This is a genomic window from Hydrogenophaga palleronii NBRC 102513 (assembly GCF_001571225.1).
GTDB lineage: Bacteria > Pseudomonadota > Gammaproteobacteria > Burkholderiales > Burkholderiaceae_C > Hydrogenophaga > Hydrogenophaga palleronii.
Genome location: NZ_BCTJ01000046.1, coordinates 1 through 26863 on the forward strand (window position 1 = coordinate 1; position 26863 = coordinate 26863).

General features: G+C 67.7%; 26 protein-coding genes. 6 read left to right on the forward strand and 20 right to left on the reverse strand.

From position 1 onward, the window contains the following. Nucleotides 1-14 precede the first annotated feature (14 nt). The 8 genes from HPA01S_RS20250 to HPA01S_RS20285 all read right to left on the reverse strand — a co-directional run bounded on the left by HPA01S_RS20250 (nucleotide 15) and on the right by HPA01S_RS20285 (nucleotide 8725). A complete protein-coding gene (locus HPA01S_RS20250; RefSeq protein ID WP_066272926.1) occupies nucleotides 15-1475 on the reverse strand; it encodes a TrkH family potassium uptake protein in 1461 nt (486 codons plus the stop codon). Between the two features lie 30 nt (nucleotides 1476-1505). Beyond that, nucleotides 1506-2897: a Trk system potassium transporter TrkA gene (trkA, locus tag HPA01S_RS20255; RefSeq protein ID WP_066272927.1), complete on the reverse strand. Its 1392-nt coding sequence runs from the start codon at nucleotides 2895-2897 to the stop codon at nucleotides 1506-1508. 308 nt (nucleotides 2898-3205) lie between these two features. Beyond that, entirely contained in the window at nucleotides 3206-4333 is a 1128-nt protein-coding gene (locus tag HPA01S_RS20260) for an acyl-CoA dehydrogenase family protein (protein WP_066272930.1), read from the reverse strand. A gap of 37 nt (nucleotides 4334-4370) precedes the next feature. After that, complete coding sequence (locus HPA01S_RS20265; protein WP_066272931.1) at nucleotides 4371-5039, reverse strand: SDR family oxidoreductase; 669 nt, start codon at nucleotides 5037-5039, stop codon at nucleotides 4371-4373. A gap of 111 nt (nucleotides 5040-5150) precedes the next feature. Then, entirely contained in the window at nucleotides 5151-6338 is a 1188-nt protein-coding gene (locus tag HPA01S_RS20270; RefSeq protein ID WP_066272932.1) for an acetyl-CoA C-acyltransferase, read from the reverse strand. A gap of 60 nt (nucleotides 6339-6398) precedes the next feature. Then, on the reverse strand, nucleotides 6399-7058 hold the full coding sequence (gene can, locus HPA01S_RS20275; RefSeq protein WP_066272967.1) for a carbonate dehydratase: 660 nt from the start codon (nucleotides 7056-7058) through the stop codon (nucleotides 6399-6401). A gap of 42 nt (nucleotides 7059-7100) precedes the next feature. Next, on the reverse strand, nucleotides 7101-8282 hold the full coding sequence (locus tag HPA01S_RS20280; protein WP_066272934.1) for an isovaleryl-CoA dehydrogenase: 1182 nt from the start codon (nucleotides 8280-8282) through the stop codon (nucleotides 7101-7103). 56 nt (nucleotides 8283-8338) lie between these two features. Continuing rightward, nucleotides 8339-8725 carry a PaaI family thioesterase gene (locus HPA01S_RS20285; RefSeq protein ID WP_084360860.1) on the reverse strand — a complete coding sequence of 129 codons (387 nt, stop codon included), beginning with the start codon at nucleotides 8723-8725 and terminating at the stop codon, nucleotides 8339-8341. A 189-nt stretch (nucleotides 8726-8914) separates the two neighbouring features. Here HPA01S_RS20285 and HPA01S_RS20290 point away from each other — a divergent pair, with 189 nt between their 5' ends. Beyond that, a complete protein-coding gene (locus HPA01S_RS20290) occupies nucleotides 8915-9532 on the forward strand; it encodes an IMPACT family protein (protein WP_066272939.1) in 618 nt (205 codons plus the stop codon). Here HPA01S_RS20290 and HPA01S_RS20295 read toward each other — a convergent pair whose 3' ends face one another. The 11 genes from HPA01S_RS20295 to HPA01S_RS20345 all read right to left on the reverse strand — a co-directional run bounded on the left by HPA01S_RS20295 (nucleotide 9533) and on the right by HPA01S_RS20345 (nucleotide 20083). Further along, entirely contained in the window at nucleotides 9533-9901 is a 369-nt protein-coding gene (locus HPA01S_RS20295) for a DUF1304 domain-containing protein (RefSeq protein WP_066272941.1), read from the reverse strand. 120 nt (nucleotides 9902-10021) lie between these two features. Further along, nucleotides 10022-10429: a MerR family transcriptional regulator gene (locus HPA01S_RS20300; RefSeq protein WP_066272943.1), complete on the reverse strand. Its 408-nt coding sequence runs from the start codon at nucleotides 10427-10429 to the stop codon at nucleotides 10022-10024. 63 nt (nucleotides 10430-10492) lie between these two features. Then, nucleotides 10493-11416, reverse strand: a complete 924-nt coding sequence (locus HPA01S_RS20305) for a M48 family metallopeptidase (protein ID WP_066272947.1) — start codon at nucleotides 11414-11416, stop codon at nucleotides 10493-10495. A 12-nt stretch (nucleotides 11417-11428) separates the two neighbouring features. Beyond that, nucleotides 11429-12178 (reverse strand): lysophospholipid acyltransferase family protein, encoded by a 750-nt coding sequence (locus tag HPA01S_RS20310; RefSeq protein WP_066272949.1) that lies wholly within the window; start codon nucleotides 12176-12178, stop codon nucleotides 11429-11431. Further along, nucleotides 12175-12780 (reverse strand): D-glycero-beta-D-manno-heptose 1,7-bisphosphate 7-phosphatase, encoded by a 606-nt coding sequence (gene gmhB / locus HPA01S_RS20315; protein WP_066272951.1) that lies wholly within the window; start codon nucleotides 12778-12780, stop codon nucleotides 12175-12177. Before gmhB ends, HPA01S_RS20310 begins: the two co-directional genes overlap by 4 nt. A gap of 7 nt (nucleotides 12781-12787) precedes the next feature. Further along, nucleotides 12788-14911 carry a glycine--tRNA ligase subunit beta gene (gene glyS / locus HPA01S_RS20320; protein WP_066272952.1) on the reverse strand — a complete coding sequence of 708 codons (2124 nt, stop codon included), beginning with the start codon at nucleotides 14909-14911 and terminating at the stop codon, nucleotides 12788-12790. A gap of 25 nt (nucleotides 14912-14936) precedes the next feature. Continuing rightward, nucleotides 14937-15842, reverse strand: a complete 906-nt coding sequence (glyQ, locus tag HPA01S_RS20325; RefSeq protein ID WP_066272954.1) for a glycine--tRNA ligase subunit alpha — start codon at nucleotides 15840-15842, stop codon at nucleotides 14937-14939. A gap of 105 nt (nucleotides 15843-15947) precedes the next feature. After that, nucleotides 15948-17771: an apolipoprotein N-acyltransferase gene (lnt, locus tag HPA01S_RS20330; protein ID WP_066272968.1), complete on the reverse strand. Its 1824-nt coding sequence runs from the start codon at nucleotides 17769-17771 to the stop codon at nucleotides 15948-15950. A gap of 62 nt (nucleotides 17772-17833) precedes the next feature. Further along, complete coding sequence (locus HPA01S_RS20335) at nucleotides 17834-18703, reverse strand: CorC family transporter (RefSeq protein ID WP_174525310.1); 870 nt, start codon at nucleotides 18701-18703, stop codon at nucleotides 17834-17836. A gap of 93 nt (nucleotides 18704-18796) precedes the next feature. After that, on the reverse strand, nucleotides 18797-19519 hold the full coding sequence (locus HPA01S_RS20340) for a GNAT family N-acetyltransferase (RefSeq protein WP_066272956.1): 723 nt from the start codon (nucleotides 19517-19519) through the stop codon (nucleotides 18797-18799). A 90-nt stretch (nucleotides 19520-19609) separates the two neighbouring features. After that, nucleotides 19610-20083, reverse strand: a complete 474-nt coding sequence (locus HPA01S_RS20345) for an Lrp/AsnC family transcriptional regulator (RefSeq protein WP_066272958.1) — start codon at nucleotides 20081-20083, stop codon at nucleotides 19610-19612. A gap of 116 nt (nucleotides 20084-20199) precedes the next feature. Here HPA01S_RS20345 and hppD point away from each other — a divergent pair, with 116 nt between their 5' ends. Both hppD and phhA read left to right on the forward strand, forming a co-directional pair. Continuing rightward, nucleotides 20200-21321, forward strand: coding sequence for a 4-hydroxyphenylpyruvate dioxygenase (gene hppD / locus HPA01S_RS20350; RefSeq protein ID WP_066272960.1), 1122 nt, complete (start codon nucleotides 20200-20202; stop codon nucleotides 21319-21321). Nucleotides 21322-21382: 61 nt separating this feature from the next. Next, the gene (gene phhA / locus HPA01S_RS20355; protein WP_066272962.1) at nucleotides 21383-22237 is read left to right on the forward strand and encodes a phenylalanine 4-monooxygenase; all 855 of its coding nucleotides are present in this window, start codon (nucleotides 21383-21385) and stop codon (nucleotides 22235-22237) included. Here phhA and HPA01S_RS20360 read toward each other — a convergent pair. Next, nucleotides 22159-23145 (reverse strand): alpha/beta hydrolase, encoded by a 987-nt coding sequence (locus HPA01S_RS20360; RefSeq protein ID WP_066272964.1) that lies wholly within the window; start codon nucleotides 23143-23145, stop codon nucleotides 22159-22161. The genes phhA and HPA01S_RS20360 overlap by 79 nt on opposite strands. Nucleotides 23146-23216: 71 nt before the next feature. Here HPA01S_RS20360 and HPA01S_RS20365 point away from each other — a divergent pair, with 71 nt between their 5' ends. The 3 genes from HPA01S_RS20365 (at nucleotide 23217) to HPA01S_RS20375 (ending at nucleotide 26791) form a co-directional block, all read left to right on the forward strand. Next, on the forward strand, nucleotides 23217-23963 hold the full coding sequence (locus HPA01S_RS20365) for an FFLEELY motif protein (protein WP_066272966.1): 747 nt from the start codon (nucleotides 23217-23219) through the stop codon (nucleotides 23961-23963). 127 nt (nucleotides 23964-24090) lie between these two features. After that, nucleotides 24091-25791: an AMP-binding protein gene (locus tag HPA01S_RS20370; RefSeq protein ID WP_066272972.1), complete on the forward strand. Its 1701-nt coding sequence runs from the start codon at nucleotides 24091-24093 to the stop codon at nucleotides 25789-25791. 31 nt (nucleotides 25792-25822) lie between these two features. After that, the gene (locus HPA01S_RS20375; RefSeq protein WP_084360859.1) at nucleotides 25823-26791 is read left to right on the forward strand and encodes an MBL fold metallo-hydrolase; all 969 of its coding nucleotides are present in this window, start codon (nucleotides 25823-25825) and stop codon (nucleotides 26789-26791) included. The last annotated feature ends 72 nt before the right edge of the window (nucleotides 26792-26863 follow it).

Consider the following 26863-nt stretch of genomic DNA (forward strand, 5'->3'; position numbering starts at 1 on the left):
CAGGGGGGAGCCCCCTACTTCTTCCAGAAGTGCCCGGTGAACAGCACCAGCACCGTGAGCAACTCCAGCCGCCCCAGCAGCATCGCGAAACTGAGCACCCACAGCTGCAGGTCGTTCAACACGCCGAAGTGGCCCGAGGGGCCGACCTGGCCGAGCCCCAGGCCGATGGTGTTGACGGTGGCGATCACGGCCGAGAACGCGGTCACCACGTCCATGCCGGTGAGCAGCAGCACCATGGTCAGGCCCACGGTGGTGGCGCCGTAGATCAACATGAAACCGAGCACGGCCGTCATCACGCTGGCCGGCATCACCATGCCCGCGAGCGTGACGGGGTTGACCACGCGCGGGTGCGTGATGCGCACCAGCTCTCGCCGCGCCTGCTTGACCAGCAGCACCATGCGCACCAGCTTGATGCCGCCGCCGGTGGAGCCCGCGCAGGACACGAAGCAGCCCAGGAACAGCAGCAGCACAGGCGCGAACACCGGCCACTTCGCATAGTCGGCCGAGGCAAAGCCGGTGGTGGTGGCCATGGAAACCACATGGAAGGCGCTGGTGCGCAGCGCCTCGACGCCGTCCGAATACCCGCCGTGCGCCAGCAGCAGGCTGGCCACGATCACGATGGACACGGCCAGCACCGCGACGTAGGTGCGGATCTCCGGGTCGTCGCTGAGCGGGCGCAGCGAGCGCCGCCGCAGCACGATGAAGTACCGCATGAAGCTCACGCCCGAGAGCAGCATGAACACGGTGGCCACGCCCTCGATGGCCGGCGAGTTGAAAAAGCCGAAGCTGGCGTCGTGCGACGAAAAACCACCCAGGCCCATGGTGGTGCACATGTGCATGAAGGCGTCGGCCCAGCCCATGCCGGCCCAGCGGTAGGCCAGCATGCAGGCAACGGAGAGGGCCACGTACACGCCCCACAGCCCGCGCGCGGTCTCGGCGATGCGTGGCGTGAACTTGGTGTCCTTCATCGGGCCGGGGGTTTCGGCGCGGTACAGCTGCACACCACCCAGGCCCAGCAGCGGCAGCACCGCCACCACCAGCAGCATGATGCCCAGGCCACCGATGAACTGCAGGAAACAACGCCAGACGTTGACCGAGACCGGCAGCGCGTCCAGCCCCGAGATGGCGGTGGCGCCGGTGGCGGTGAGCGCGCTCATGGCCTCGAAGTAGGCGCGCGTCACGCCGATGCCGGGCACGGTGAACAGCAGCGGCGCGGCGGCATACGCCGGCAACACCAGCCAGACCAGGTTGACCAGCAGGAACCCGTCTTTGGTCTGCAACTCGCGGCGGTGTTTTTGGGTGAAGCCCCACAGCAGCAGGCCGCTCACCGCGGTGAGCGAAAAGCCCGCGGCCCACACCGCGGCATGGCCGCGCGCATCGAGGAACCAGGCCCAGGCCAGCGGCACCAGGAACGCCGGCGCGAACGCGAGCAGGATGCGCGAGAACACGTTGATGACGGGCAGCGCGTTGTACATGGAGAAAGAGAAAGCGGGTGGGGCTGGCGCTCAGCCGAAGAAGGTGGCGCTGACCTGGAACAGCTTCTCGACCTCGCGCACCAGGCGTTTGTTCGGGATGAAGATGATGATGTGGTCGTCGCTCTCGATCAGGGTGTCGTGGTGCGGCATCAGCACCTCGGACTTGCGGCCCTCGCCGCGCACGATGGCGCCGATGCGCGTGCCCTTGGGCAGCTTGACCTCTTCCACCCGGCGCCCGACCAGCTTGCTGGTTTTCACATCGCCGCGTGCAATGCCCTCCAGCGCCTCGGCCGCGCCGCGGCGCAGGCTGTGCACCGCCGCCACGTCGCCACGCCGCAGGTGGGTGAGCAGTTCACCGATGACGGTCTGCGAGGGCGAGATGGCGATGTCGATGGTGCTGCCCTGCATCATGTCGGCGTAGGCGCGGCGGTTGATCAGCGCCATCACGCGGTTCGCACCCAGGCGTTTGGCCAGCATGGCGGACATGATGTTGTCCTCGTCGTCGCTGGTGAGTGCGAGGAACATGTCCATCTCGCCCACGTTCTCTTCGAGCAGCAGGTCTTCGTCGGCGCCGTCGCCCTGCAGCACCAGCATGCTGGAAGGCAACTGGCTGGCCAGGTACTCGCAGCGTTTGAGGTCGCGCTCGATCACCTTCACCTGGCACTGGCCGCTCAGGCTGCGCGCCAGCCGCAGGCCGACCCGGCCGCCGCCGGCGATCATCAAGCGGCGCACCGGCTTGTCGATGTTGTGGATGGCGCCGAGCACGGTGCGGATCTTTTCCGTGTCGGCGAGGATGAAGACCTCGTCGCCGGCCAGGATGCGGGTCTGTTTGGTGGCCTCCATCTCGGTGTCGAGTCGGTAGATCGCCACCACACGCATCTGGGCGTGCGGGAAACGTTCGCGAAACTCGCCGATGGTGTGGCCCACCAGCGCGCCGCCGTGGGTGGCGCGCACCGCGATCAGGCTGGCGCGGCCCTCGGCAAACTCCAGCACCTGCAGCGCTTCGGGAAAGCTGATGAGCTGGTGGATGTAGCGCATCACCGACTCTTCGGGACACAGCACGTGGTCCACCGCAAAGCCGTTCTTGCCGAGCAGCTCCTCGCCTTCGATGAACTCGGGCGAACGCAGCCGGGCGATGGTGCTGTGCACGTTGAAGATGTCGTGCGCCACCTTGCAGACCACCAGGTTGGTTTCGTCGTTGGCGGCGCAGGCGATCACCATGTCGGTGTCCTGCGCCCCGGCCTCGCGCAGCACCGAGGGCTGGATGCCGTTGCCGACCACGCCGCGCAAGTCGAGCCGCTCTTCCAGCGCGCGCAGCCGGGCCGGGTCCATGTCGATCACGGTGATGTCGTTCTGCTCGGAGACCAAGCTTTCCGCGACACTCTCGCCCACACGGCCCGCACCCAGGATGATGATGTTCATGGTGGAGGATGGTAGCGCCCCGGCTGGGAACTCCCCCCTGCGCCGCTGACGCGGCTTCCCCCCTCTCTGGCGCGCCTGCGGCGCTTGGAGGGGGGACGATGCCTGTGGCCCGGCAAAGCCGGTTCCACGGCATCTCTGGGATCAGGCACGCGCTCCGGGCAAGGCGACAAGACACGCACCGCACCACGTGCCTTCGTCCAGGGACAGCGAGGGACGGCTCTGCCGGCCCCAGCTGTCGTCCCCCCTCCAAGCGCCGCAGGCGCGCCAGAGAGGGGGGAAGCCGCGTCAGCGGCGCAGGGGGGAGCGCTCTACAGCGCTCGTTGAATCAGGATTTTCTGCACGTCCGACGTGCCTTCATAAATCTGACACACGCGCACGTCGCGGTAGATGCGCTCCACCGGAAAATCGTTCACGTAGCCATAACCGCCATGCACCTGGATCGCGTCCGAGCAGACCTTCTCGGCCATCTCGCTGGCGAACAGCTTGGCCATGGCCGCTTCCTTCAGGCAGGGTTCGCCGGCGTCGCGCAGTGCGGCGGCGTGGTGCACCATGGCGCGCGCCACCTCGATCTGCGTTGCCATCTCGGCCAGCCGGAAACCCACCGCCTGGTGGTTGAAGATCGGCTGGCCAAAACTCTCGCGTTGTTTGGCATAGGTGAGCGCGCACTCGAACGCGCTGCGCGCCATGCCGATGCTCTGCGCCGCGATGCCGATGCGCCCGCCTTCCAGCGCCGACAGTGCGATCTTGTAGCCCTCGCCCTCGGCGCCGATCAGGTTCTCGGCCGGGATGCGGCAGTTCTCGAAGTTGATCTGCGCCGTGTCGCTGCTGTGCTGGCCCAGCTTTTCCTCCAGCCGCGCCACCACATAACCCGGCGTGTCGGTGGGCACCACGAAGGCGCTCATGCCTTTCTTGCCCGCGCCCTTGTCGGTCACCGCGATCACGATCGCCAAGTGCCCGTTCTTGCCGCTGGTGATGAACTGCTTCACGCCGTTGATCACGTAGTCACCGCCCTGCTTCACCGCCGTGGTGCGCAGGGCCGAGGCGTCGCTGCCCACGTGCGGTTCGGTCAGGCAGAACACGCCCAGCATCTGGCCGGCGGCCAGCGGGCGCAACCAGCGCTCCTGCTGCCCGGCATTGCCGTAGCGCATCAGGATGGCGTTGACCGGGCAGTTGGTGACCGAGATCGCGGTGCTGGTGCCGCCGTCGCCGGCCGCGATTTCTTCCAGCACCACCGCCAGCGTCACATAGTCCAGCCCCGCGCCACCCAAAGCCTCGGGCACGCAGATGCCGTAGGCGCCGAGTTCGGCCAGGCCCTGGTGCACGTCCTTCGGAAAGTGGTGCTCCTTGTCCCACTTCGCGGCGTGCGGCCAGAGCTGCTCCTGGGCAAAGCTGCGCACCGCGTCGCGGATCATCAACTGGTCTTGGTTCAATGGCATGTCTCGGGTCTTTCTGTGTTGTTCTGTGCGGTGCTGTTCACCAGCTGTCTGCGCGGCGGCCGTCGTGGTGGATGAGGCGGCCGTTGTCGGCCGGCGTGATGGATTCGATGGCGCTGCGCAGGCCGGCCACGCTGGCCTGCACCGTCAGCGGTGCACCGCCGCCACCCATCTCGGTCTGCACCCAGCCCGGGTCGAGTGCGACGCAGACCGCGCCGGGGTAACTGTGGCGCGCGCTGCTCACCGCCATGTTGAGCGCGGCCTTGCTCACGCGGTACAGCCAGGCGTCGCTGCCGTCCACCAGGCCGATCTGGCTCATCTCGCTGGAGAAGGCGCCGAACACGCCACCCGCCGCCTGCACGCCGGGCATCACCTGCGGCAAGGCCTGCATCAAGCCCAGCACGTTGGCGTGCATCACGCGGTCAAACGCGTCTCGCGTGGGCGGGGTGCGGGCGTCGGCGTTGTCGATCAGGCCGGCCACGTACAGCGCAACGTCGAGCTCTTCGCCGTCGAGCGACCAGGCCAGGCCGCTCACGCTGGCCGGGTCGGCCACGTTCACCCGCAAGGGCTCGGCGCCCAGTTCGCGCAGGCGCGCCAGCCCCGCGTCGTCGCGCGCGGTGGCGATCACGCGCTCACCCGCGTCGAGGTATTGGCTCACCAGCTCCAGGCCGATGCCGCGCGATGCGCCGATGACAAGAACAGTGTTCATGGTTGAAAAAGAACAGCCTGCCTGGGCGACCAGGGCCACCGCGGAACCGGCTTCGCCGGGCCGCAGGTGGCGCCCCCTTGAGGGGGTGACGCCGAAGGTGGCGCGGGGGTGTTACAAAAGTTCCACTGCCATGGCCGTGGCTTCGCCACCGCCAATGCACAGGGTGGCCACGCCTTTCTTGCCGCCGCGCGCCTTGAGCGCGTGCAGCAGCGTGACGAGGATGCGCGCGCCGCTGGCGCCAATGGGGTGGCCGAGCGCGCAGGCGCCGCCGTTCACGTTCACCTTGTCGTGCGGGACGTTGAGCTCGGCCATCAGCGCCATCGGCACCACGGCAAAGGCTTCGTTGATTTCCCACAAGTCCACGTCAGCCACCACCCAGCCGGTCTTGGCCAGCAACTTCTGCGTGGCACCCACCGGTGCGGTGGCGAACCAGTTGGGCTCCTGCGCGTGGGTGGTGTGGCCGACGATGCGGGCCAGCGGCGTCAGGCCCTGTTGTTTGGCGGTGGAGGCGCGCATCAGCACCAGCGCGGCGGCGCCGTCGTTGATGGACGAGCTGGAAGCGGCGGTGATGGTGCCGTCTTTCTTGAACGCGGGCTTGAGCGCCGGGATCTTGTCCAGCTTGACCTTGCCCGGGCCTTCGTCGGTGGCCACCACGCGCTCGCCGCTGCGGTCTTTCACCGTCACCGGTGTGATCTCGGCGGCGAAGGCGCCGCTTTCGGTGGCGGCCTTGGCACGCGTCACCGAGGCGATGGCAAACGCGTCTTGCTGTTCGCGCGTGAAGCTGTACTTGGCGGCGCAGTCTTCGCCGAAGGTGCCCATGGAGCGGCCGGGTTCGTAGGCATCTTCCAGTCCGTCGAGCATCATGTGGTCGTACACCTTGTCGTGGCCCATGCGGTAACCGCCACGGCCCTTCTGCAGCAGATAGGGCGCGTTGGTCATGCTCTCCATGCCACCAGCCACGATCACCGTGGCGCTGCCGGCGGCGAGCATGTCGTGCGCCAGCATGGTGGCCTTCATGCCCGAGCCACACATCTTGGACAAGGTGACGGCGCCAGCCGACTTGGGCAGACCCCCCTTGAACGCCGCTTGGCGCGCCGGCGCCTGGCCCTGGCCGGCCATCAGGCAGTTGCCGAACAGCACCTCGTCGACCTGATCAGGCGCCACACCGGCGCGCTGCACCGCGGCGGCGATGGCGGCGCCGCCAAGGTCGTGTGCCGACAGGCTGGCGAAGTCACTTTGAAAGGCGCCCATGGGGGTGCGGGCGGCGCCGACGATGACGATGGGGTCTGCAACGGACATGGGTCAAAACTCCTGCAAGGTGGAAAAAGGAACAGCGTCGGCGCAGGGTGCGGCGCGGCGTCAGTCGCGCGTGCGCACCGCCACGCCTTCGATGGCGCTCAGGTAGGTGGTATCCAGATCGGGGTTGCCGCGCAGGCTCATCAGCAGGTCCTGCACCAGGCCATCTTTCAGGCCGTAGACCCAGCCATGCAGCGTGAGCGCCTGCCCCCGCGTCCAGGCGTCCTGCACCACGGTGGTCTGCGCCAGGTTGACCACCTGGGCGATGGCGTTGAGCTCACACAAAGCGTCGAGGCGGTGCTCTTCCGCCAGGCCCGCGAGCAAGGCGGAGTGGCGGTCGCGCACGTCCTTGATGTGGCGCAGCCAGTTGTCGGCCAGGCCGACACGGGTGTCGCGCAGCGCGGCCAGCACGCCGCCGCAGCCGTAGTGGCCCACCACCATCAGGTGCTCGACCTTGAGCACGTCCACCGCGTACTGCACGGTGGACAGGCAGTTGAGATCGGTGGGCACGACCACGTTGGCCACGTTGCGGTGCACGAAGACCTCACCCGGGTCGAGCCCGGTGATCTGGTTCGCGGGCACACGGCTGTCGGAGCAGCCGATCCACATGTAGCGGGGGCTTTGTTGTTGCGACAGCTTGGTGAAAAAGCCCGGCCGTTCGGCCTCGACTTGCGCGGCCCAGCGGCGGTTGTGTTCCAGCAGATGTTGAAGATCGTCGTTCATGGCGTGCATTGTGCGGGCAACAGACACCGCACAGTTACAGCGTTACATCGTCTCGGCGAACAGCTCCCGGCCGATCAGCATGCGGCGGATTTCACTCGTGCCGGCGCCGATTTCGTACAGCTTGGCATCGCGCCACAGGCGACCCAGCGGGTACTCGTTGATGTACCCGTTGCCACCGTAGATCTGGATGCCCTCGCCCGCCATCCAGGTCGCTTTCTCGGCGCACCAGAGGATGACCGAGGCGCAGTCCTTGCGCACCTGGCGCACGTGGTCGGTGCCGAGCAGGTCGAGGTTCTTGGCCACGGTGTAGGCGAAGGAGCGACCCGCCTGCAGCACGGTGTACATGTCGGCCACCTTGCCCTGGATCAGCTGGAACTCGCCGATGCTCTGGCCGAACTGCTTGCGGTCGTGGATGTAGGGCACCACGTTGTCCATCACCGACTGCATGATGCCCAGCGGCCCGCCGGTGAGCACCGCGCGTTCGTAGTCGAGGCCGCTCATGAGCACCTTGGCGCCGTTGTTCAGGCCGCCCATGATGTTCTCCGCCGGCACCTCGACGTTGTTGAACACCATCTCGCCGGTGTGGCTGCCACGCATGCCGAGCTTGTCGAGTTTCTGCGCGGTGCTGAAACCCTTCATGCCCTTCTCGACGATGAAGGCGGTGACACCGCGCGCGCCCATCTCGGGCTCGGTCTTGGCGTAGACCACCATGGTGTCGGCGTCGGGGCCGTTGGTGATCCACATCTTGCTGCCGTTGAGCAGGTAATAACCGCCCTTGTCTTCGGCCTTGAGCTTCATGCTGATCACGTCGGAGCCGGCGCCGGGTTCGCTCATGGCGAGCGCGCCCACGTGTTCGCCGCTGATGAGCTTGGGCAGGTATTTCTGGCGCTGAGCCTCGCTGCCGTTGCGCTTGATCTGGTTCACGCACAGGTTGCTGTGCGCGCCATACGAGAGGCCCACGCTGGCCGAGGCGCGCGAGATTTCTTCCATGGCAATCATGTGCGCCAGGTAGCCCATGTTGGCGCCGCCGTATTCCTCACCCACGGTGATGCCGAGCACGCCCAGGTCACCCATCTTGCGCCAGACGTCCATCGGGAACTGGTCGGCGCGGTCGATCTCGGCGGCGCGCGGTGCGATCTCGGCCTGGGCGAAATCGCGCACCGCGTCGCGCAGCGCGTCGATGTCTTCACCCAACTGGAAATTGAGGCCGGGCAGGTTGTTCATGGGTAGGTCTCCGTCGATGGTGTGTTGTGGTGCGTTGCTTGGGTCGGGCGCGGGTCTCAACCCTGGATGTTGTCACGCCCGACCACCGCCATGAGCGTGCAACCCATGGTGGCGATCAGCTTCTCCGAGCCGTCGGCGGCGATGGCGTAAGCATGGCCTTCGCAGACCGTCACCGTGCGCCCGGGTTTGATCACCGTGCCGACCATGCGGAAACGCTCGCCCTGCGCGGGCGCGAGCAGGTTGATCTTGAACTCGATGGTCAGCACCGCGGCGTCTTCGGCCATCAGCGTGAAGCCGGCGTAACCACAGGCCGAGTCCAGCGCGGTGGCCACCATGCCGGCGTGCAGAAAGCCGTGCTGCTGCGTCAGCGGCTCGGCCCAGGGCAGCGTGATCTCGACCCGGCCGGGGGCCACCAGCACCAGCGTCGCACCCAGCGTGCGCATGGCGGCCTGGCGCGCAAAACTGGCGCGTGTGCGGGCGTCGAATCCGGCATGACGCGGTTCAAAGTCGGGAGGGTTCACGGGGGGAGATGGCCTGACGGGATGTGGAGCGCGATTCTATATTGACGTTTACGTAAACGTCAAACGTGGCGCCCCGGCCCCGCCCGCTCGCGCGGCTATGCTCGAAGCCCCATGCCCTACACCTTGTCCGCCCCGGTCCATAGCGAAAGCCTGATCAAGAAGAGCCGCTTCATCGGCTGCGTCGAACCCATGGCGGACCGCGCCGCCGCATTGCGCCGCGTGGCCGCGTTGCGCGCCGAACACCCCACCGCCACCCACGTCTGCTGGGCGCTGATGGCCGGCGGGCATTCGGCGGCCAACGACGACGGTGAACCCGGCGGCACCGCCGGCCGGCCCATGCTGGAGGTGCTGCGCCACCAGGATCTGGAAGGCGTGCTGGCGACAGTGGTGCGTTACTACGGCGGCATCCCGCTCGGCGCCGGCGGCCTGGTGCGGGCCTACACCGACAGCGTGGCGCAGGCCCTGCTGCAGGCCCACAAGGTGCCAGTGGTGCGCTGGACCGAGCTGCGCTGCGTGCTGCCCTATGCGCTGGAGGGCTGGCTGCGGCGCGAGCTCGACAGCCACGACGCCCACCTGCTGGAAGCCCAGCACGGCGACGGTGTGACGGTGCTGGTGCGCCTGCCCGCATCGCAGGCCGGCACGTTCAAGGCCCGGCTGGACGATGCCGGCCAGGGCCGTGTGGTCTGGCTGGAAGCGGCGGACGATGACGCCGCCAGCGCAGCGGGCTGATCAGGCGGCGCCGCGGCTCAGGTAGAGCAGCACCAGGCCGATGGTGGCCGGCACCACCTGCACGAACAGGATCTTGCGGCTGGCGGTGGCCGCACCGTACAGGCCGGCGATCAGCACGCAGAGCAGGAAGAACACCTTCACGCCAAAACCTTCGGGGCCGAGCCACAGGCCCCACAGCAGGCCGGCCGCGAGGAAGCCGTTGTACAGGCCCTGGTTGCCCGCCATCACCTTGGTGGCGGCGGCCGATTGCGGTGTCTGGCCGAACGCGCGCATGCCGGCCGGCTTGTCCCACAGGAACATCTCCAGCACCAGGATGTAGATGTGCAACAAGGCGATGAGGGCAACAGCGATGCTGGCGATCAGGGACATGAGGGGGGCCTTTCACACGCGACCGGAATGGCCCCGCGACGGCCGCAGCTTACCGTGTCGTCGCGCCGGCCCGCTCGTTTTCTTCGTGGCGTGGTCCGCGCAGGCGCCGGCCCGGGTGCTTCAGGCCTTGGCGCCCTTGTCGATCTTGCCCAGCAAGGCGCGGGCTTCTTTCTCGTGCGTCTTGATTTCGTCGAGGTTGGCCAGCAGGTCGGCCATCTGCTCTTCGAGCTGGCGCCGGTGGCCGGCCAGCACCGAGAGGAACTTGCGCAGCTGCGGCCCGGTGTCGCGCGGGCTGTCGTAGGTGTCGATGATGTCCTTGGCCTCGGTCAGCGACAGCCCCAGGCGCTTGGCGCGCAGCGTGAGCTTGAGGCGGGTGCGGTCGCGCGAGGTGTAGACGCGGTTGCGCCCGCCGGGGCCTTCGCGCTGCGGCTGCAGCAGCCCCATGTCCTCGTAAAAGCGGATGGCGCGCGTGGTGAGGTCGAACTCGCGCGCCAGATCGCTGATGGTGTAGGTCGGGTTCGTGGCCATGGCTGGGTTCGCGTTGTTGACGTGTTGACGTTTACGTCAACGTCAGGCCGCGATCTTAACGCGTCAATCGTCCAGCGGCACGGCGGCCTCGCGCAGCGCGCGGCGGCGTTGCAGGTGGTCGGGCAACACGCTGGCCACCACGTCCCAGAACTGCGGGCTGTGGTCCATGTGGTGCAGGTGGCTGAGTTCGTGCACCACCACGTAGTCGATCATGTCGAGCTTGAGGTGGATCAGGCGCCAGTTGAGGCGGATCGAGCCGTCGGCGCTGGCACTGCCCCAGCGCGTGCCGGCGCTGGACAGGCGCAGCTTGCTGTAGTGCACGCCGAGCTGCGGCGCAAAGTGGTCCAGCCGTTCGGTGAACAGCGCCTTGGCGCGTTTCATCAGCCAGGCCTGGGCGGCGTCGCGGATCTGCGCTTCCTGCGCGTTGCCGGCCAGCCCCAGGTGCAGCGTGGCCATGCCGCCGGCTTCGTTCGCCGGCCGGTGCAGCGCGCCGCCTCGCGTGAAGGTGTGCGTGGGGTCCAGGCGCAGTTGCACGCGCTCGCCCAGGTAGTCGAACTCCACGCCGTCGGCCCAGTGGATGCGGGCCTGCGCCATCTCGCCGGCGCGCTGGCGCGCGCTCTGCAGCTTCTCCAGCACCCAGGCCGATTTGTCGTGCAGCAGGGCCTCAACCTCGTCCACCGGCGTCCAGCGCGGCGCGCTCACGCTCAGGCCGTCGGTGCTGACCGAGAGGCCGATGGTGCGGCGCTTGCCGCGCTTGAATTCGTAGGCCACGTCGCAGGCACCGAGGCGCAGCATGCGGTTGGCGCGCGGATGGTGCCAGGCGGCGGGCTGGAACACCTGCGTCATCGACAGCGCGGGCGGCGCGGCCACCACCGTGCGTGGTGGCGCGGGGGCTGGTGCGGGAGGTTGTGCAGGCGGCGGCGCCGGGGGTGCCTCGGGGGAGGATCCACCGAACAGGTCGAGCGCCATTTGCACGAAGCGCTGCATGGTATCTGTCGCTCAGGCGGCGGGGTAGGCGGTGGGGTCGAGGCGGCGCATTTCCGCTTCGATCCAGGCCTCGACTTCGCGCATCAGTTCGTCGGGCTCGCGGCCGACGCTGGGAATCGGCTTGCCGATGGAGAACTCCACCGTGCCCGGCTTCTTGATGAAGGCCTTGCGCGGCCAGCATTTGGCGGAGGTGACGGCGATCGGGATCACCGGCGCGCCGGTGGCCACCGCCAGACGCGTGCCGCCACTCTTGTACTGGCCCTTCTGGCCACGCGCAATGCGCGTGCCTTCGGGGAACATGATCACCCAGGTGCCCTGGTTGAGCAGGCGCTGGCCTTGCTCCACCACCCGGTTGAACGCCTGCGTCCGTTTGCTGCGGTCGATGTGGATCATGTCCATGCGCGCCATGGCCCAGCCGAAGAAGGGCACGTAGAGCAGCTCCTTCTTGAACACGTAGGCCAGCGGGTGCGGCATCAGCGTGGGCATGCAGAAGGTTTCCCAGGTCGACTGGTGCTTGAGCAGCAACACCGCCGGTGCGGTGCTGCCCACCGGCAGGTTCTCGAAGCCGATCACCTTGTTGCGGATGCCCAGGATCAGCTTGCCGCTGGCCACCGCCACCTTGAGCCAGCCGGCGCACATCCAGTAGATCTGCGTGCTGTTGAGAAAGGGCGCGGCCACCAGCACCGCAAGCGCCCAGGGCACGACGGTCACCGCCATGAACAGGGTGTGCAGGATGGCGCGCAGCAGGTTGATGAGGATCATGGACGGGGCGAAGGTTCGGGGATGGCTGGCAGCGCGAGCAGCCAGTCGGCAAAAGCGCCGAGGTCGTCGTGGGGATGGGTGCCGGCCGGCAAGTCGGGCGCGAGCGCGGCCAGATCGGACATCGTGCCGGCGCCGACGCGGCCGCGCAGGTGCTCGGACTTGCCGGTCATCAGTAGATGGGTGCGGCAGCCCGCGGCCTGGGCGGCGCGCACGTGGCGCAGCGCATTGCCGGCGGCATGCACCGTGCCCAGCGGCACACCGTAGCGCAGGCCGATCTGCGTGAACAGGCCGGGCTCGGGTTTGCGGCAGGCACAGCCGTCTTCGGGCGCGTGCGGGCAGAGGAACACCGCGTCCACGCGCGCACCGGCGGCAGCGAGCTGGCGGTGCATCTTGGCGTGGATGGCATTGAGCGAGGCCATGTCGAACAGGCCACGCCCGATGCCGGACTGGTTGGTCGCCAGCACGATGCGCCAGCCGCCCTGGTTGAGCCGCGCCACCGCCTCGAGCGCACCGGGCAGCGCTTCCCACTCGTCCGGCGAGGCGACGTAGTCGTCGCGGCTGCGGTTGAGCGTGCCGTCGCGGTCGAGGATGAGCAGCTTCATGGCGGTCTCAGGTGGCGAGGCGCGACAGATCGGCCACGCGGTTCATGGCGTTGTGCAACTCGCGCAGCAGGCCCAGGCGGTTGGCCTTGAGCGCGGCGTCGTCGGCATTGACCATCACGCCGTCGAAGAAGGCATCGACCGGCGCGCGCAGCGCGGCCAGGGCCTGCAACGAGGCGGTGTGGTCGCCGGCATCGAACTTCGCATTGGCGGTCGGCACGGTGCTTTGCAGCGCGGCGTACAGGTCTTTCTCGGCGGCTTCCACCAGCAAGGCCGGGTTGACCGTGGCCGTGTTCTCGCCTTCCGACTTCTTCAGGATGTTGGCGATGCGCTTGTTGGCAGCGGCCAGCGCCGGTGCCTCGGGCAGCGCCGCGAAGGCACGCACGGCGGCGAGGCGTTTGGCCACTTCGCTCAGGCGCTCGGGACGCAGCGCGAGCACGGCGTCGACCTCTTGCGCACTGAAGCCCTGCTCGCGCAGGCTGCCGGCGAGGCGGTCGTAGATGAAGTCGGCCAAGGCACCGCTGGGGTCCTGGATCAAGCTGCCAAACGCCGGCACGGCGGCACGCAGCAAGCCGGTCAGGTCCAGCGCCAGGTCTTTCTCGACCAGCAGGCGCACCACACCCAGCGCATGCCGGCGCAGTGCAAACGGGTCTTTGTCGCCTGTGGGCAGGTTGCCGATGCCGAACATGCCGACCAGGGTTTCCAGCTTGTCGGCCAGGGCCACCACCACGCCCACCGGGTTGCGCGGCAGTTCGTCGCCGGCGAAGCGCGGGCGGTAGTGGTCTTCGATGGCAAAGGCGATGTCGTCGCTCAGGCCGTCGTGGCGCGCGTAGTAACCACCCATGATGCCCTGCAGCTCGGGGAACTCGCCCACCATGTCGGTCAGCAGGTCGGTCTTGGCCAGTTGCGCGGCGGTGTCGGCCTGCTGCGCGAGCGCGTCGCTGCCGAGCTGCTGGCCGATGGCGCGCGCAATCGAACGCACGCGTTCGCTGCGTTCACCCTGCGTGCCGAGCTTGTTGTGATAGACCACCTTGCCCAGGCCTTCGACGCGCGAGGCCAGGGTTTTCTTGCGGTCCTGGTCGAAGAAGAACTTGGCGTCGGCCAGGCGCGGGCGCACCACGCGCTCGTTGCCACCGGTCACCGCGCTCGCGTCGGCCGGGCTGATGTTGCTCACCACCAGGAACTGGTGCGTGAGCTTGCCTTGCGCGTCGAGCAGCGGGAAGTACTTCTGGTTGGCCTTCATCGTGAGGATCAGGCATTCCTGCGGCACGTCGAGGAACTGCGTCTCGAAGCTGCACACCAGCACGTTCGGGCGCTCCACCAGCGCGGTCACCTCGTCGAGCAGGGCTTCGTCCTCGATCGGCTTCGCGCCGTTGCCCACCTTCGCGGCAGCGGCGGCAAGCTGGCGCACGATCTCGGCCTTGCGCTCGTTGAAGGAGGCGATCACCGCGCCGTCCTGCTGGAGCGTGGCGGCGTAGCTGTCGGCGTCTTTCAGCACCACCGGCGACACCGCGGCTTCGAAGCGGTGGCCCTGTGTGCTGTTCTGCGCCGTCAGCCCCAGCGCCTTCACCGGCACCACGGCACTGCCGTGCAGCGCCACCAGGCCGTGTGCCGGGCGCACGAAGTTCACGCTGCTCCAGCCGGGCAGCTCGCAATCGGTTTCGAGCTGGTAGCTCATCACCTTGGGGATCGGCAACTTGGCGATGGCTTCGTCCAGCGCCTTCTGCAGGCCCGCGGCCAGCGCGGCGCCGGGCGCGATGCTGTCGTGGAACAGGGCTTCGGCCTTGCCGTCGGGTGCGCGCTTGAGCGCGGCCACGGCCGAGGCGTCGGCACCCAGCGCGGTCAGGCGCTTGAGCAGCGCGGGCGTGGGCTGGCCGTTGGCGTCCAGGCCGACGCTCACCGGCATCAGCTTGGTCGACACGGCCTTGTCGGCCGCGCGCGGCAGCACGCCGGCGACGTGCGCGGCCAGGCGGCGCGGCGAGGCGTAGGCGGTCACCGCAGCGTCGGCCGGCGCGAGGCCCTGGGCCTTGAGCTGGTCGGCCAGCACGGTGGCGAAAGCGTCGCCCAGTTTCTTCAGTGCCTTGGGAGGCAGCTCTTCAACAAACAGCTCAACGAGCAGGTTCTGTGCAGTCATTCTTGTTCTCTCAACCGGCCTGCGCTCACGCGGCCTTCTTCGCCATCTGTTCCACCCACTCGCGTGGCGCCATGGGGAAGCCCAGGCGCTCGCGGCTGTCGTAGTAGCTCTGGGCCACGGCACGCGCGAGGTTGCGGATGCGGCCGATGTAGGCGGCGCGCTCGGTCACGCTGATCGCGCCACGCGCGTCCAGCAGGTTGAAGCTGTGCGCGGCCTTGAGCACCTGCTCGTAGGCCGGCAGCGCGAGCTGCTCGGTCATCAGGTGCTTGGCTTGTTTCTCGTGCGCGTTGAAGGCCGTGAACAGGAAGTCGGCGTCGCTGTGCTCGAAGTTGTAGGTCGACTGTTCCTTCTCGTTCTGCAGGTACACGTCGCCGTAGCTCAGGGTGTCGGTCCACTTCAGGTTGTAGACGTTGTCCACGCCCTGCAGGTACATGGCCAGCCGCTCCAGGCCGTAGGTGATCTCGCCGGTGATGGGCTTGCAGTCGATGCCGCCGACCTGCTGGAAGTAGGTGAACTGCGTCACCTCCATGCCGTTCAACCAGACTTCCCAGCCCAGGCCCCAGGCGCCGAGCGTGGGGTTTTCCCAGTCGTCTTCGACGAAGCGGATGTCGTTCTTCTTCAGGTCGAAGCCCAGGGCTTCGAGCGAGCCCAGGTACAGCTCCAGGATGTTGCTCGGCGCGGGCTTGAGCACCACCTGGTACTGGTAGTAGTGCTGCAGGCGGTTCGGGTTCTCGCCGTAGCGGCCGTCTTTCGGGCGGCGGCTGGGCTGCACGTAGGCGGCTTTCCAGGGCTCGGGGCCGAGTGCGCGCAGGAAGGTGGCGGTGTGGCTGGTGCCGGCGCCGACCTCCATGTCATAGGGCTGCAGCAGCGCGCAGCCCTGGGCGTCCCAATAGGACTGGAGTTTCAGAATGATGTGCTGGAAGGTCAACATGCAAAAGAAGCCGGGGATGTGGTCCGGCCGAAGGGTGGTCTGGTGGGGGTGCGGGGCGCGCCATGGCGCACACAACGGCCCGAGTGCCCGATTTTACGGGCGCGCTCAGCGTCGGCGGGTGCGCCCGCCGCGGCGGCCCAGGTTGCGGGCCGAGGCGATCAGCAGCACCAGCACCAGGCACACCACCCACAGGGGTGTCAGCCCCCAGCGCGCGGTCCACTGGGCGTAGGGCGTGATGCCGCTGCGGCCCTGCACGCTGGCTTCGAGTCGGCCACGGGTCAGGCGCTGCAGCTCGTGCGTGACCCGGCCCTGGTGGTCGATCACCGCGGTGGCGCCGGTGTTGGTGGCGCGCAGCATGGGGCGGCCCAGTTCGATGGCGCGCAGGCGCGAGATCTGCAAATGCTGGTCGATCGCGATGCTGTCGCCGAACCAGGCGATGTTGCTGATGTTGACCAGCACCGTGGGCGCGGCGCTCGGATCGAGGAACGAGGCCGCGAGCTCTTCGCCGAACAGATCCTCGTAGCAGATGTTGGGCGAGATGCGCTGGCCGGCCACGGCCCAGGGGCGCTGGCCGAGTTCCCCGCGCGAGAAGTCACCGAGCGGGATGTTCATGAGGTCGGTGAACCAGCGGAACAGCGGCGGGATGAATTCACCGAAGGGCACCAGGTGGTGCTTGTCGTAGCGGTAAAGGCCGTTGTCCGGCGTGTCCAGCACGGTCCGGGTCTGCAGGCGCTGCGCCGCGCCCGAGGTGATGCCCCAGGCCGAGTTGCTGTAGCCCCGCTCCAGGCTGCCCAGTGGCAGGCCGACCAGGGCGTTCACGCCGGTGCCGGCAGGCTGCTGCGCCAGCTGGCCGAGCAGCGGCTGCCAGAACGCGGACCCCAGTTGGCCGGGCAACAGCGGAATGGCGGTTTCGGGCGCCACCACCAGTTGCGGCCCGGTGGCCGAGCTGCGCGCGGCCTGCACCGCGTCCGCGATCTGTTGCGGGTACCAGTCCAGCGCCCGCGCCACGCCGGTGCCGGGCTCGAACTTCTGATCCTGCGCGATGTTGCCCTGCAGCAGCCACACGCGCAGCGCGCCCGCGTCGCGGGTGTCGCGGTGGCCCAGGCCGCGCCAGTGCTCACCACCGGCGAACAGGCTGGCCAGCAGCGCGCCGACCACCAGCAGCAAGGCCAGCGCGCGCAGGGTGGCGACGCCGCCGTCGAACAGGGCCGGCATCAGGCGCGGCCGCACGCGCGGTGCCGGCGCGCCGGGCGCCAGCCGGCCGGAGGGCCGGCTCACCGGCGACTGCAACCAGAGCATCACGCGCCGCCCGGTGCCCGAGAGCAGCGAGGCCAGCGCATAGGCCAGCAAGGCAGCCAGCAAACCCATGCCGTAGACACCGACCAGTGGCGCCCAGGGCGCCATCAGATCCACCTGGGCGTAACCGCCTGCGCCCCAGGGAAAACCGGTGAACCAGTGGCCGCGCGCCAGTTCGGCCAGGGTCCAGAGGGCGGCGAACATCAGCGCCTGGGCGGTGCGCGAGACCGGCGCCCAGGCACACAGGAAACCGACCGCCACCGCGTAATAAATGGCCAGCAGCCCGGCCAGCGCCAGCACCGAGAGCACCGCCAGCCAGGCCGGCAGGCCGCCATAGGTGTGCAGCGAGATGAACAGCCACCAGAAGGTGCCGGCCAGCCAGACGGTGGCGAACACCCAGCCACGCCAGACCGCCTGGCCCACGCGCGTGGCGTACTGCAGCGCCAGCACCAGCAGGGACAGCGAGACGATCTGCCAGAGCCCGCTGGGCTGGCCCGCCGTGGTGCCGGGCAGCAGCCAGCCCGGCAACGGCCAGGCGATGGACGCGGCCTGCAGCAGGCCACCCAATACGCAGAGCGCGAACCAGGCCAGGCCGCTGCCGCGCGCGGCACGCCCCGGCGGGCGGCGGCTCATGGGGTTGAAGCTCGAGGGCGTGTGGAGGGAGCCGAACAAGCTTCGCATGGGCAGCACAGGCTTCAGGCTTCGGCCGGCGACACCGGCATGACCTTGAACCACTTCACGGCACCGCCCTTGGTGTGCAGCACGGTGAAGCGCAGGCCGTCGATCTCGTGCACCTCTCCGCGCTTGGGCACGTGGCCCATGGCGTGGGCGATCATGCCGCCGATGGTGTCGAAGTCTTCCATCGACAGCTTGAGGCCGAAGGATTCGTTGATGCGTTCGATGGGCGTGTCGCCGCTCACGCGCCAGGTGCTGTCGGCGAGGGCAAAGATGTCGCCGTCGTCGATGGCAACGTCGAACTCGTCTTCGATCTCACCGACGATTTCTTCCAGCACGTCTTCGATGGTGATCAGCCCGGCCACGCGGCCGAACTCGTCGATCACGATCGCCAGGTGGTTGCGGTTGCCGCGGAACTCGCGCAGCAGGTCGTTGAGCCCCTTGCTCTCGGGCACGAAGGTGGCCGGACGCAGCAGGGCGCGGATGTTGAGCAGCGGCGAGCGCTGCAGCTTGAGCAGGTCTTTGGCCAGCAGGATGCCGATGATGTTTTCGCGCTCGCCCTCGTACACCGGAAAACGCGAGTGCGCGGTGTTGATGACGAGGTGCAGCAGCTCGTCGAAAGGCGCGTCGATGTCGAGCACATCCATGCGAGGGGTGGCCACCATCACATCGCCGGCGGTCATGTCGGCCATGCGGATCACGCCTTCGAGCATGACGCGCGATTCGGCGTTGATGATGTCGTTGTCCTCGGCCTCGGCGAGGGTTTCGATCAGCTCGTCCTTGGAATCCGGCCCGGGATGGATGAACTCCGCGAGCTTTTGCAGGAAACCACGTTTGTCGGTATGCCGCAGGCTGCGCTGCGGCCCGCTACTGGGGGGGGATTCGGCCACTGAAGGAAATGGGAGGTTGCAACAGGGCGAAAGGATAACGCAAGCAGGTGTCAGCGCGCAAAGCGTCGCTGCGGCGCCGGGCCCCGGCCGGCCTCAGCCGCGCGCGCGTTCGCGCGCTTCGCGCACACCCTGGCGGATGTCCTGCAGCATCGACAGCAGGCCCCAGAACTGCTTGGCCTGGGCCTTGAGGTGGTAGTCGGTGAGGGCAATGTGCTGGTTGACGATCTCGGTCACGCGCGAGTCGAAGTCGGCCGGCGGCAGGCGCAGGTGGGCCTCGGATTCGGAGCCGTCGCGCTCGATCACCGCGCCGGCACGGCGCGCGATCTTGAGCATGACGGTGTTTTCCGACAGCGCGTGGATGAACAACATGGCCACGCCTTCGTTGCGCGCGTGCATGACGGCGCGCTCGAACAGGCGCCCGCCGTAGCCCCGGCCACGGGCACTCTTGGACACCGAGACGCCGAACTCGGCGCAGCTGGTGTACTGGGGATCGAGCGAGAACGCCAGGTGGGCCACGGCGATGAGATCTAGGCGGCGGTTGAAGATGCCGAACAGCTCGTCACGGTCGAAGTTGAGGTTGGCGACGTAGCGGCGGATCTGCTCGTCGTTGGCGGCGTAACCGAAGCGCAGGTAACGGTCGTGCGGATCGAGCTCCAGCAGATGGGCCTCGATGCGGTCGATCTGGCCGGGGCCGATGGAGCGGATCGGCACCACCACCGTGCCGCTGGAAGCGGCAGGGGCGGCCGACGACGCACCACGCTCCCCGGCCGGGGCCTGGGGCGGTGTCGACTTGAACCAGCGGGTGGGATCTACCATGGCTGCGAATGTACGGGTTATCCCTATATCAACAAGGATGCAATCCCCTAATCGAGCGGGAACCCGACGGACGGGGCGTCCAGCATGCAACTAAAGCGGCAACGCCGTGGTGCTTTTCACGCGCTCCATCACGAAGCTGGTCTTGCAGTCCTGCACGCTGGGGTGCTTGAGCAGGGTGTCCATGATGAAGCGCGAGTAAGCCGCCATGTCGGCCACCACCAGGCGCAGGTGGAAATCCATGTCGCCGGTGAGCGCGGCGCATTCAACCACCTCGGGCCAGGCCAGCACGCTGGCGCGGAACTGGTCCATGGGGGTGCGCTTGGCGCTGTCGAAGTGTTTCTCCAGCCGCACGCTCACATGCGCCGTGAGCCCCAGGCCCACCGCCTCGGGGCGCACCAGCGCCACGTAGCGGTCGATCACATGGGCTTCCTCGAGCCGGCGCACCCGACGCAGCACCGCGCTGGCAGAGAGGCCGACCGCCTCGGCGATCTGGTCGTAGGTGGCGCGGCCATCGGCCTGCAGGCTGCGCAAAATGTGGCGATCAAGCTTGTCCAGTGCTTCCATTCTTTGCATTGTGCAAGATTCCTGCAACAAGGACGAGCGGCGCGCCCCAAAACGCCGAAATCGTGACACGCTGCGCCGATACAGTGGGCCATCGCCCCCCAGAACCGGAGACAGACATGAATACCCCCTTGCCCACCGCCGTCCAGACTGCCGCCACCGAATGGGACAACCCCATGGGCACCGACGGTTTTGAGTTCATCGAGTACGCGGCACCAGACCCCGCCGCCATGGGCCAGCTGTTCGAGCGCATGGGCTTCAAGCCCATTGCGAAGCACCGCCACAAGGCCGTGACCCTGTACCGCCAGGGCGAGATCAACTTCATCATCAACGCCGAGCCCGACAGCTTCGCGCAACGTTTCGCGCGCCTGCACGGCCCCAGCGTCTGCGCGATCGCCTTCCGTGTGCGCGATGCCAAGGCGGCCTACGAGCGCGCCATCTCGCTCGGTGCCTGGGGCTACGCGCAGGCCGCCGGCCCGGGCGAGCTGAACATCCCGGCCATCAAGGGCATTGGCGACTCCATCATCTATTTCATCGACAAGTGGCGCGGCAAGAACGGCGCCAAAACCGGCGACATCGGCAACATCGGTTTCTTTGATGTGGACTTTGAACCGCTGCCCGGCGCCGAGCTGAACCCGGTGGGCCATGGCCTGACCTACATCGACCACCTCACGCACAACGTGCACCGTGGCCGCATGGAAGAGTGGGCGGGCTTCTACGAGCGCCTGTTCAATTTCCGCGAGGTGCGTTACTTCGACATCGAAGGCCAGGCCACCGGCGTCAAGAGCAAGGCCATGACCAGCCCCTGCGGCAAGATCCGCATCCCGATCAACGAAGAGGGCAACGAAAAGGCGGGCCAGATCCAGGAGTACCTGGACCGTTACCGCGGCGAAGGCATCCAGCACATCGCCATGGGCTCGACCAACCTGTACGACACGGTGGACGCGCTGGAGCTCAGCGGCGTGAAGCTGCTCAACACCAGCGAGACCTACTACGAGCTGCTGCCCAAGCGCATCCCGAACCACGGCGAGAACCTCGAGGCGCTGAAGCAGCGCAACATCCTGGTCGACGGCCTGCCGGGTGAGCTGCTGCTGCAGATCTTCAGCGAGAACCAGCTCGGCCCGATCTTCTTCGAGTTCATCCAGCGCAAGGGCAACCAGGGTTTTGGCGAAGGCAACTTCAAGGCCTTGTTCGAGACCATGGAGCTCGATCAGGTGCGCCGCGGTGTTCTGAAGGGCTGACGCCAGCGGTTCAACGGGGTGCCCTTGTGCGCCCCGTTGGTTCACTCACGGAGAACTCACCATGGCAGTTGATCCCGTTGTGTATGGCGCCAGCGAGCGCCCGCCGCGCGGCGACTATTCGCGCGCGTTGAGCGACTACACCTGCGCGCAGAACTGGTCCGCCTACACCGAGGCGGACCACGACACCTACCACCGTCTCTACCAGCGGCAGACCGCGCTGCTGCCCGGCCTGGCCTGCGATGCGTTCATCGACGCCCTGCCCTCGCTGGGCGCGAAGGATCGCATCCCGCGCTTTGAAGAGATCAACGAACGCCTGAAGCCGGCCACCGGTTGGGAGATCGTGGCGGTGCCGGGCCTGATTCCCGAGCGGCCGTTTTTTGACCTGCTGGCGAACCGGCGTTTCCCGGTGACGGACTGGATCCGCCAGCCCGCCGAATTCGACTACGTCGTCGAGCCCGACGTGTTCCACGACCTCTTCGGCCATGTGCCGCTGCTGTTCAACCCGGTGTTCGCCGACTACGTGCAACGCTACGGCGCGGGCGGCCTGAAGGCACACGATCTGGGCGCGGGCGAACTGCTCTCGCGCCTGTACTGGTACACGATCGAGTTCGGCCTGATCCGCCAGCCCGATGGTTTGCGCGCCTACGGTGCCGGCATCCTCAGCTCGTCGGGCGAACTGCGCTACAGCGTCACCAGCCCCCAGCCGCGCCGCATCGCGCTCGATCTGCTGCGCTGCATGCGCACGCGCTACAAGATCGACGACTACCAGGCCACCTACTTCGTCATCGACAGCTTCGACGAGCTGTTCGAGAAAACCGCACCCGACTTCGCGCCGCTCTACGACGCCGTGCGCGCACTCGGCGAACTGCCGGCGGACGCCACCATCGCCAGCGATTCGTCCATCACCCTGGGGTGAAAGGCCAGCGCCACGTGGGCCGTGCCGGGCACATGGCGGTTGTCGGCGCCGGGCAGCGTGGCGGTTGACGCCGGGAACACGATGTTGTCGCCGTTGGAGTACCAGCAGACGTAGTCCGCGTAGGTGTGCATCGGCGTCAGCGCGGCCTCACGCTCGTACAGGGCAGCCAGCCATTCGCCGTCCTGCCGCATCTGGCGCCCGTTGGCCACGCGGCTGAAACGCCCGAGCCAGGTGCCACGGTGCGGGCTGCCGATGGTGATGATGCTGTGCACCGGCGTGCCCGGCTCGACCGCGCGCCAGGCGCGTGCCACCAGGCCGCCCATGCTGTGGCACACCAGCACCGGCGGCCGACCGGTGAGCGCGTGCGCACGGCGCACTGCGTCGCGCATGACGGGCATGTAGTCGTCGATGTCGCCAAACACCGGCTCCAGGTTCACCGACACATAAGGCATGCCCTGGCTGCGCATGCGCTGCATCCAGGGCAACCAGAAACCGCGGTTGCAGACAAAGCCGTGCACGAACACCACCGCCGGCACCGCACCGGGGCGGGGTTCGGTGTCGTCGGGCAGGCGCCTCCAGCAAAAAGGCTGCCGCCAGGCGAACACCCGGGGCGCCACCCGCACCTCTTGCCACCAGGCACGGGTGATGCCGGCCCAGCCGGCGTGTGGCGCGGCGTCACCCACGTTCACGCGCGCGGCGGCCAGGCCTTCCAGTGCGAGCACGACGGCATAACCGGCCAGCATCAACAGCGCGCCGAGCACCGCCACCAGCGGCGACCGGGGCCACCACCAGAGCAGCCAGGCGAGCGCAAAGACCAGCCCACCCAGCGCCAGGGCTTGCTGCAGGCGTGCCAGGCTGGAGTACCGGCTGGAGGGAGGTGGTTGGACAGGTTGGCCTGGGCTGGACATGCTCGCACTATCGCATGCAAGCACAGTCCGAACTAGACTGCCCCCACTTGCCCAGCCCACCGGGACGACCCATGACCCAGACCACCAGCGCCGCCGACCGCATCCGCACCCACCTTGAGCGCGTGAGCCAGTTGCGGCAACAGGCGCGCTCGGCCGGCCTGGAACGCGCGGTGAACGAGGTGAAGCGCCTGCAGGCCCAGCGCTTTCGCGCCACCTACGCCGACTTCCTGCAACACCCGCGCTACGCCCTGCCCACGCGTTTCTTTCTGGACGAGCTGTACGGCGTGCACGACTTTGAACGGCGCGATGCCCAGTTCGCCCGCATCGCCGGCGCGCTGGAGCGCCTGTTTCCCGAAGCCGTGGCCCAGCTCGCGGTTGACCTCGCAGAAACGCACGCGCTCACCGAGGTGCTGGACCACCAGCTCGCCACCCACTGGCTGGCCCAGGATGCGTCGCTGGCCCCCGCGCAGCGCTACACCCAGAGCTGGCGCCTGACCGGCGAGCGCGAGGCGCGTGCGCGCCAGCTGGCGGTGGTGCAGCACATGGGGCTGGAGCTGCAGCGCCTGACCCGCATGAAACCCTTGCGGCTGGCGCTGCGCATGATGCGCAAGCCGGCGCAGGCCGCCGGGCTCGACGCGCTGCAGCACTTTCTGGAAAGCGGCTTCGACGCCTTTGCCTCGCTGGGCGACGCGCGCCCTTTTCTCGACACCATCAGCGCACGCGAATCGACCTGGATCGAAACCCTGTTCGATGCCGACGCCGAAGACTGCAGCGCCGCGCTCGCCGACGAACTGGCCAGCAGCCCGTCGCCCGACTGAGCCGGCCACCCGCGCGGCCCGGCGTGCGGTGTGCTTTGGGTGACACGCCTAAGGGCTCGCCCCGGTACCCGAGGTGGCGGTCGCTTGCCAGAATGGGCTTCCGACCTCTCTCGCGAGCGACATGCCCATGACCCGACCCTGGCTCTCCCAATATCCTGAAGGCGTTCCCCATGAGGTGGAGCCCGAGCGTTACCGTTCGCTGGCCGCGATGCTCGAAGAGTCTTTCAAGCTGCACGCCAATGCACCGGTGAGTGTCTGCATGGAACAGTGGATGAGCTACGGCGAACTCGACCGCCTGAGCGCCTCACTCGGCGCCTGGCTGCAGGGCCGAGGTCTGGCACCCGGAGCGCGCGTGGCGGTGATGCTGCCCAACGTGCCGCAGTTCCTGATCACCATGGCGGCGATCGTGCGCGCCGGCTACACCGTGGTGAACGTCAACCCGCTCTACACCGCGCGCGAGCTGGAGCACCAGCTCAAGGACTCGGGCGCGCAGGCGATCGTGATCCTGGAGAACTTCGCCCACACCCTGGAAACGGTAATCGACCAGACCCGGCTGGAACACGTGGTGATTGCCAGCCTGGGGGACGAGCTGGGCTTCTGGTACGGCCGCTGGATCACGTTTGCCGTGCGCCACCTGGCCAAGATGGTGCCGGCCTACCAGCTGCCACGCACTGGGCCGCTGGGCGCGCGCACCATCGTGGATTTCCGGCAAGCACTGGCCGAAGGCGGGCAGCTGCGCCTCAAGCCCGCCAGCGACACCCTCGATTCGGTCGCCTTCCTGCAATACACCGGCGGCACGACCGGGCTGTCCAAGGGCGCGGTGCTGACCCACCGCAACATCATCGCCGCCACGCTGCAAGCCGAGGCCTGGTTCAAGCCGGCCCTGCACCGGGTGGGCGACCTGCGCCAGGTCAACGCCATCGCGGCGTTGCCGCTGTATCACATCTTCGCGCTCACCCTGAGCCTGCTGGCCATCCGCTGGGGTGCGCACATGACGCTGGTGCCCAACCCGCGCGACATCCCGCAACTTGTCAACACCCTCAAGCGGCGGCCGTTTCACGTGCTGCCCGCGGTCAACACCTTGTTCAACGCGCTGCTGCAGAACCCGCAGTTCCGCCAGCTCGATTTTTCCAGCCTGGCCCTCTCGCAGGCGGGTGGCATGGCGGCCTCCGAAGGCACGGCCCGCCAATGGAAAGCCGTCACCGGCTGCACCATGATCGAAGGCTGGGGCATGAGCGAAACCTGCGCCATCGGCACCAACAACCCGGTCACCAGCGCCAGCTTCAGCGGCACCATCGGCCTGCCCCTGCCGGGCATCGACGTCGCGATCAAGGACGAAGAGGGCCGGAGCCTGCCGCTGGGCGAGAACGGCGAGATCTGCATCAAGGGCCCGAACGTGATGACCGGCTACTACAACCAGCTCGGCGAAACCGCGAGCGCCTTCACACCCGACGGCTTCATGCGCACCGGCGACGTCGGCATCATGGACGCCCAGGGCTTCACCCGCATCGTCGACCGCAAGAAGGACATGATCCTGGTCTCCGGCTTCAACGTCTTCCCGAGCGAGCTGGAGAACGTCATCTCGCTCTGCCCCGGCGTGCTCGAATGCGCGGCCATCGGCATCGCGGACGACAAGCAGGGCGAAGCGGTCAAGGTGTTCGTGGTGCGCTCAGACCCGACGCTGCGCGAAGAAGACGTGATGCGTTATTGCCAGGACCACCTGACCGGCTACAAGCGGCCCAAACTGGTCGAGTTCCGCGACGAGCTGCCCAAGAGCAACGTGGGCAAGATCCTGCGGCGCGCCTTGCGCACGCCGGTGGATGCCTGACCGACACCCGCCGGCAACGCTTCACGTCCCCATGCCCGCCGCCACACCGCTCACTGCGGAACCCGCGCAGTTGGCCGCCGCGCTCGACGGCGCAGGCATCACCTGCTTCGAGCGCGGCTGGTTGTCGTCCAACAACATCCTGCTGCGAGGCGGCGATGGCCCGAACACCCTGGTCGATTCCGGCTATGCCACCCACGCCGACCAGACGCTGGCGCTGGTGCAGAGCGCACTGCAAGATCAACCGCTGGACCTGCTGCTCAATACACACCTGCACAGCGACCACTGCGGCGGCAATGCCGCGCTGCAAGCGCTGTACGCGGGCCTGAAGACGCTCATACCGCCCGGCCAGGCCGCTGCGGTCGCGGCATGGGATCCGGTTGCACTCACATTTGAACCGACCGGCCAGACCTGCGAGCGCTTCACACATCGGGACCTGCTGCAACCGGGCACCTCCATGCAACTCGGCCCGTTGCACTGGGACATTCACGCCGCCAAAGGCCATGACCCGCACTCCATCGTGTTGTTCCAGCCCGAACAACGCGTGCTGATCTCGGCCGACGCCCTCTGGCAGAACGGCTTTGGCATCGTATTTCCCGAGCTGGAGGGCATCGATGCGTTCGACGAGGTGGCCGACACCCTCGATCTGATCGAACGCCTCGCCCCACTCACGGTGATCCCTGGCCACGGCGCAGTGTTCCAGGATGTGGGCCCTGCGCTGGAACGCGCGCGCAGCCGGCTTCAACAGTTCGTGCAAAACCCGGCCAAACACCGACGCCATGCGCTCAAGGTGTTGATCAAGTTCAAGTTGCTTGAATGGCAGACGGTCAACGCGACCGATCTGCACCAATGGATGCTGCGCACCTCTTATTTCACGCTGGTCATGCCCAGCGAGTTGCACGGCCAACCCACCGCGAGCCGCCAATGGATGGACGAACTGCTGTCAGAACTGGAACGCAGCCAGGCCCTGAGCAGGGATGGCGAGCGCGTGATCAACCGCTGAGATGGGGCTGCCGCGGCAACTGCAGCAAAGCCACCAAACTGCACCAACACCCGATATAAAAGCGGCGTCCAC

Bases quoted from the DNA above. Each gene is read 5' to 3' on its own strand.
- HPA01S_RS20290 (WP_066272939.1), top strand. From the start codon at position 8,915: ATGCCCTACACCTTGTCCGCCCCGGTCCATAGCGAAAGCCTGATCAAG.
- HPA01S_RS20340 (WP_066272956.1), bottom strand. From the start codon at position 19,519: ATGGTAGATCCCACCCGCTGGTTCAAGTCGACACCGCCCCAGGCCCCG.
- HPA01S_RS20250 (WP_066272926.1), bottom strand. From the start codon at position 1,475: ATGTACAACGCGCTGCCCGTCATCAACGTGTTCTCGCGCATCCTGCTC.
- HPA01S_RS20265 (WP_066272931.1), bottom strand. From the start codon at position 5,039: ATGAACACTGTTCTTGTCATCGGCGCATCGCGCGGCATCGGCCTGGAG.
- HPA01S_RS20295 (WP_066272941.1), bottom strand. From the start codon at position 9,901: ATGTCCCTGATCGCCAGCATCGCTGTTGCCCTCATCGCCTTGTTGCAC.
- glyS (WP_066272952.1), bottom strand. From the start codon at position 14,911: ATGACTGCACAGAACCTGCTCGTTGAGCTGTTTGTTGAAGAGCTGCCT.
- HPA01S_RS20305 (WP_066272947.1), bottom strand. From the start codon at position 11,416: ATGCAGCGCTTCGTGCAAATGGCGCTCGACCTGTTCGGTGGATCCTCC.
- glyQ (WP_066272954.1), bottom strand. From the start codon at position 15,842: ATGTTGACCTTCCAGCACATCATTCTGAAACTCCAGTCCTATTGGGAC.
- HPA01S_RS20370 (WP_066272972.1), top strand. From the start codon at position 24,091: ATGACCCGACCCTGGCTCTCCCAATATCCTGAAGGCGTTCCCCATGAG.
- HPA01S_RS20360 (WP_066272964.1), bottom strand. From the start codon at position 23,145: ATGTCCAGCCCAGGCCAACCTGTCCAACCACCTCCCTCCAGCCGGTAC.
- HPA01S_RS20310 (WP_066272949.1), bottom strand. From the start codon at position 12,178: ATGATCCTCATCAACCTGCTGCGCGCCATCCTGCACACCCTGTTCATG.
- HPA01S_RS20270 (WP_066272932.1), bottom strand. From the start codon at position 6,338: ATGTCCGTTGCAGACCCCATCGTCATCGTCGGCGCCGCCCGCACCCCC.
- HPA01S_RS20300 (WP_066272943.1), bottom strand. From the start codon at position 10,429: ATGGCCACGAACCCGACCTACACCATCAGCGATCTGGCGCGCGAGTTC.
- HPA01S_RS20345 (WP_066272958.1), bottom strand. From the start codon at position 20,083: ATGGAAGCACTGGACAAGCTTGATCGCCACATTTTGCGCAGCCTGCAG.
- trkA (WP_066272927.1), bottom strand. From the start codon at position 2,897: ATGAACATCATCATCCTGGGTGCGGGCCGTGTGGGCGAGAGTGTCGCG.
- HPA01S_RS20260 (WP_066272930.1), bottom strand. From the start codon at position 4,333: ATGCCATTGAACCAAGACCAGTTGATGATCCGCGACGCGGTGCGCAGC.
- lnt (WP_066272968.1), bottom strand. From the start codon at position 17,771: ATGAGCCGCCGCCCGCCGGGGCGTGCCGCGCGCGGCAGCGGCCTGGCC.
- HPA01S_RS20365 (WP_066272966.1), top strand. From the start codon at position 23,217: ATGACCCAGACCACCAGCGCCGCCGACCGCATCCGCACCCACCTTGAG.
- phhA (WP_066272962.1), top strand. From the start codon at position 21,383: ATGGCAGTTGATCCCGTTGTGTATGGCGCCAGCGAGCGCCCGCCGCGC.
- HPA01S_RS20285 (WP_084360860.1), bottom strand. From the start codon at position 8,725: ATGCGCACGCTGGGTGCGACGCTGGTGCTGGTGGCCCCCGGCCGGGTC.
- can (WP_066272967.1), bottom strand. From the start codon at position 7,058: ATGAACGACGATCTTCAACATCTGCTGGAACACAACCGCCGCTGGGCC.
- hppD (WP_066272960.1), top strand. From the start codon at position 20,200: ATGAATACCCCCTTGCCCACCGCCGTCCAGACTGCCGCCACCGAATGG.
- HPA01S_RS20280 (WP_066272934.1), bottom strand. From the start codon at position 8,282: ATGAACAACCTGCCCGGCCTCAATTTCCAGTTGGGTGAAGACATCGAC.
- gmhB (WP_066272951.1), bottom strand. From the start codon at position 12,780: ATGAAGCTGCTCATCCTCGACCGCGACGGCACGCTCAACCGCAGCCGC.
- HPA01S_RS20375 (WP_084360859.1), top strand. From the start codon at position 25,823: ATGCCCGCCGCCACACCGCTCACTGCGGAACCCGCGCAGTTGGCCGCC.